4 protein-coding genes, 1 pseudogene and 1 CRISPR repeat array are annotated in these 3708 nt (G+C 68.6%); all 5 genes and pseudogenes read right to left on the reverse strand.

The features are described from left to right. Positions 1–364: pseudogene (locus GPA_RS19195) on the reverse strand (hypothetical protein); the annotation flags it as partial. Continuing rightward, entirely contained in the window at positions 361–816 is a 456-nt protein-coding gene (locus GPA_RS10310) for a NanQ anomerase/TabA/YiaL family protein (RefSeq protein WP_041239452.1), read from the reverse strand. The pseudogene GPA_RS19195 and the gene GPA_RS10310, both read right to left, overlap by 4 nt. A gap of 117 nt (positions 817–933) precedes the next feature. Then, positions 934–1332: a GIY-YIG nuclease family protein gene (locus GPA_RS10315; protein WP_083809066.1), complete on the reverse strand. Its 399-nt coding sequence runs from the start codon at positions 1330–1332 to the stop codon at positions 934–936. Then, complete coding sequence (locus GPA_RS19795) at positions 1323–1967, reverse strand: thermonuclease family protein (protein WP_015539838.1); 645 nt, start codon at positions 1965–1967, stop codon at positions 1323–1325. The genes GPA_RS10315 and GPA_RS19795 overlap by 10 nt, the downstream gene beginning before the upstream one ends. A gap of 439 nt (positions 1968–2406) precedes the next feature. After that, positions 2407–2705: a CRISPR direct-repeat array (repeat unit 32 nt; unit sequence GTTTCAATCCACGCGCCCCTATGGGGCGCGAC). Between the two features lie 98 nt (positions 2706–2803). Continuing rightward, positions 2804–3708, reverse strand: a 905-nt coding sequence (locus GPA_RS16875) for a GNAT family N-acetyltransferase (protein ID WP_156791162.1), incomplete at its 5' end; no start/stop codon positions are given.

The raw sequence follows: 3708 nt of genomic DNA on the forward strand, positions 1-3708 counted from the left end.
CGAGCACGAACGCGCGGCGGCGGTTCGCCGCGTCGCGCACCGCCACGATGGTGCGCGCGGGCAGCTGGGCGTAGAGCTGCGGGGGCACGCCGAGCTTTCGCTCGTACCATTCGGGCACGTTGCGCACGCCCTCCTCGGCGAAGAACTCCCGGAACTCCCCGCTGCCGTCCAGCGGGTACGCCGGCAGGCTGTAGCCCGCGCGGCGGCCGTACTCGTAGACGTAGTGCGAGGCGTCGCCCGCCTGGGCGCGCTCTCCCAGCAAAAGCGACAGCAGCTCCAGCACGCGACGTGGGCTCAAGCGGTCGCGCTCCGCTTCCAGCAGGCGCGCAAGCTGCCCGACGAGCGCATCCTCGCCGGCCGTCAAGCCCGCACCTTCACCACGATCTTGCGCACGCGCCCCGGCTCGCCAACCGCGCATCCCGGCTTGTGGGCGTCCTCGGGCGCGAGCACGGCCATCTCCCCCGCCCGCAGCACGATGGAGCTCGGCGTCTCGGGCGTGGCGAACAGGCCGAAGTCGGCCTCCTCGTCGAACTCCCCGCTGGGCGCGAGACCTGCGAGCGGCGCGTACTGCAGCACCTCCTCGCCCTCCACCACGTACTGCACGTCGTAGTAGCGCCGGTGGGCCTCCATCTGCTTCTGGCCGGCGGGCACCGTGTCGTACTCCTGAACGTTCGCGAACACCTCGTCGCCGTCGATGTCCGCGCGTCCCAGCGGAAGGCGCGCCAGGTCGGCCTCGCGCAGGAAGGAGAAGGCAGTGCGCATGCGCGCGGAGAGGTAGTCGTTCTTGTCGGCGGTGGGAAGCGGGGTCACGAGCACGGGAAGGTCCTTTCGACGGCGGGCACCCCTGCGGCGCGCAGCGCCGCGGGGCGGAAGCTTGATGGGTATCGCCTGCCATTCTAGCAGCATCGGGCACTGGATGCGCCTGCCATCTCCCTACGCTTTACCGCCCGGATGCCCGCCGTCATCGACGGCAGCGCCCGCATCGGCGCTCGCGGCCTCCTGCAGCTCGGCGAGGACGACGGCGAAGCCCTCCGTGCGGGCGCGGGCAAGCAGGCGGTCCTTCGCGCGGCGCGACAGGTGCTTGAAGCGGAACTCGGCGCTCATGGCCTCGTGCTTCGTGGCGAAGCGCGCCTGCGCCACCACTTCCACGGGCGTGCGGCTGCGCGTGTACTTTGCCCCCTTGCCGGCGTTGTGCGCACGGGTGCGCTGCTCCACATCGTTCGTATAGCCCGTGTAGAGCGTGCCGTCGGCGCAGGCTAGCACGTACACGTAGAAGGCCGGCTGCTCCTGCGGCGCCGCGTCCGGCTCGGGGTGCGTCCCGCCTACGCCCACTTGTGGGTCACGCCCCTGCCGTCGGCGGTGGCCTCGTCGCCCCAGCGCTGGAAGAGGTCGTGCAGCGTGGTGTCGGGTTTGTAGCGCTTGACCTGCGCGTATCCGTCGCGTACGAGGATAGCGTTCAGCATCTTTTCCGCGATCCCGCCTTCATCCGCCGGGTCGTCCGGCCGCTCGAGCCACACGTAGCGCAGAAGGCGGCCGTAGCGGTCGGCGTCCGAGACGTCGCGCGAGAGCCACACCGTCTGCCCCGGCGCCACGAGCGACTTCGCGTAGTCCGAGGCGATGCGGCCCTCCTCGCAGTTGCGCGCCTCGTCGGCCGCCAAGCTCTCCGGCGTATCCATCCCGATGAGCCGCACCGTGGCGTTCTCGTCGCCGGGCACGCTCACCTTGAGCGTGTCGCCGTCGACTACGCGCACGACCTGGACTTGCTGGAGGCCGTCCCCTACGGGGGCGATAGTCGCTTGGCCGTTCCGGTCCGGCGCGACATCCTCCGCGCCCCCGCCGCCTGCAGCGCCGAACCATCCGAGCGCGGCGCCGACCACGAGCACGGCCGCAATGGCGAGGGCGACAAGCGGGCTCCTCCGCGCCAACCGCCTTAAGGCGCGCCCCGCCTGCTGCTTCTCCGATGCCATGGATTCCCTTCCCCCGTTTTTCTACGAACGAGAATTATAGACCAACTGCTTGGAGGTCGCCGCAAGCTCCAACCTTCGTTGAGCCTCCTTGCCAGTGCAGGGACCGCACCAGTCGGCTCGCCGCTCGCTGCAACCGCCCGTCGAGGAGTGCGCCATAGCATTTGCGCGAAGTCGGGCGGGCGAGCTTCGGCAACCGCATCGTCTTCGAAGGAAAATAACCCGTCCAGTCCATCGACGCATGCGGCGCCGCTTTCGCGAAAGAGCCCGCCATGATCAACCAGTTCTGCAAGAAACCACTGTGGGAGCGCTCGTTCCAACCCGCGAGCTTGTGAGGGCTCGACCTGCTTCCTCGTCGGCACGTTGCGGAAATCCCAGTTTCAACCCGCGAGCCCGCGAGGGGCGCGACCATATCTTTAATGACTGTTGGCGACGTGTTTTTGTTTCAACCCACGCGCCCCTATGGGGCGCGACCATGGAAAGCGTTTGGGGGCCCTGCACGATCTTCTGGTTTCAACCCACGCGCCCCTATGGGGCGCGACCAGCAGCTACCGCAGATGGTAAGTGATTGCATCATGTTTCAACCCACGCGCCCCTATGGGGCGCGACGGGGCAGCGCCACGCGGCGCCCCTCCCGCCGGCCGTTTCAATCCACGCGCCCCTATGGGGCGCGACGCGCATGATCGCTTCGTCATCAAGTGCGCCTTCGGTTTCAATCCACGCGCCCCTATGGGGCGCGACTGGTAGTTTATGCAGGATAGTGCATTTTTCACTTATAGTATTCATTTTTCAACATGCGTAGCACCTCGCGCAACCAGCAGGCAGCACCATTGAACGTGTCATTCTGCGCGAACCTCTTGAGTGGATTGCCGGAGCTTCGGGTTCGCGCCGTTTCGCGCGCTCTCGTGCGAGGCAGCCTCCCATGACGCGCGCGTCAGATAGTACGTCGCCAGGTCCTGCATGGTGCCGTCGGGGGCGGGCTCGGCGGCGTGGATGACGCCCTCGCGTTCGAAGCCGCACTTCTCGATGACGCGTCGGGAGCGGTCGTTGAACAGGTAATGCGTGCAGGAGATCAGGCCGAGGGCCAGCTCCTCGAAACCGTAGCGGATAACCTCACGCGACGCCTCCGTCATGTAGCCCCGGCCCCAGGCGGGCTTCGCCAGGGAGTACCCCAGCATGAGGGCATCGACGTTGCGCCGCTGCGGGTCGGGGATGAGCCCGACCGAGCCGATGCAGGGGCCCGTGCGCAGCTCCGACGCGGCGCCGTCTGAACCGGCAGTCCCGTCAGTCCCGGTGGCGGAAAGCTTCTCGAACACGCCGAACACGTGCGGCTCGCAGGCCACGGCCTCGATGAACGCGCGCGAGTCATCGAGCGTGCGATGCACGGGCCAGCCGGCGTCGGCGCCCACGTCGGGATCGGAGCAGTAGGCGAACACGTCCTCGGCATCCTCCGGCTCGATGGCACGCAGCACGAGCCGCTCGGTCTGGAGCACGGGGCAGGCGGCGGACGTCTCGGCGAACAGGGCCGGAAGGGCACCGGGGCGCCGCACGGCAGAGGCGGCGAGAACGGCCGCCAGCTGCTCCTCGTCGATCACGCGCACGCCCTCCGTCCGCAGCAGGCGCGCCGTGGCGCCGTAGCCGGGAACGAGCACGCCGGAGAACGTGCCGTCGTACACCAGGCCGCATCCGCACGACGGGCTCTTCGCCTTCAGCACGGCCAGCTTGCAGCCGCCCTCCCCCACGG

Source organism: Gordonibacter pamelaeae 7-10-1-b, from assembly GCF_000210055.1.
GTDB classification, from domain to species: Bacteria; Actinomycetota; Coriobacteriia; order Coriobacteriales; family Eggerthellaceae; genus Gordonibacter; species Gordonibacter pamelaeae.

Bases quoted from the DNA above. Each gene is read 5' to 3' on its own strand.
- GPA_RS19795 (WP_015539838.1), bottom strand. From the start codon at position 1,967: ATGGCATCGGAGAAGCAGCAGGCGGGGCGCGCCTTAAGGCGGTTGGCG.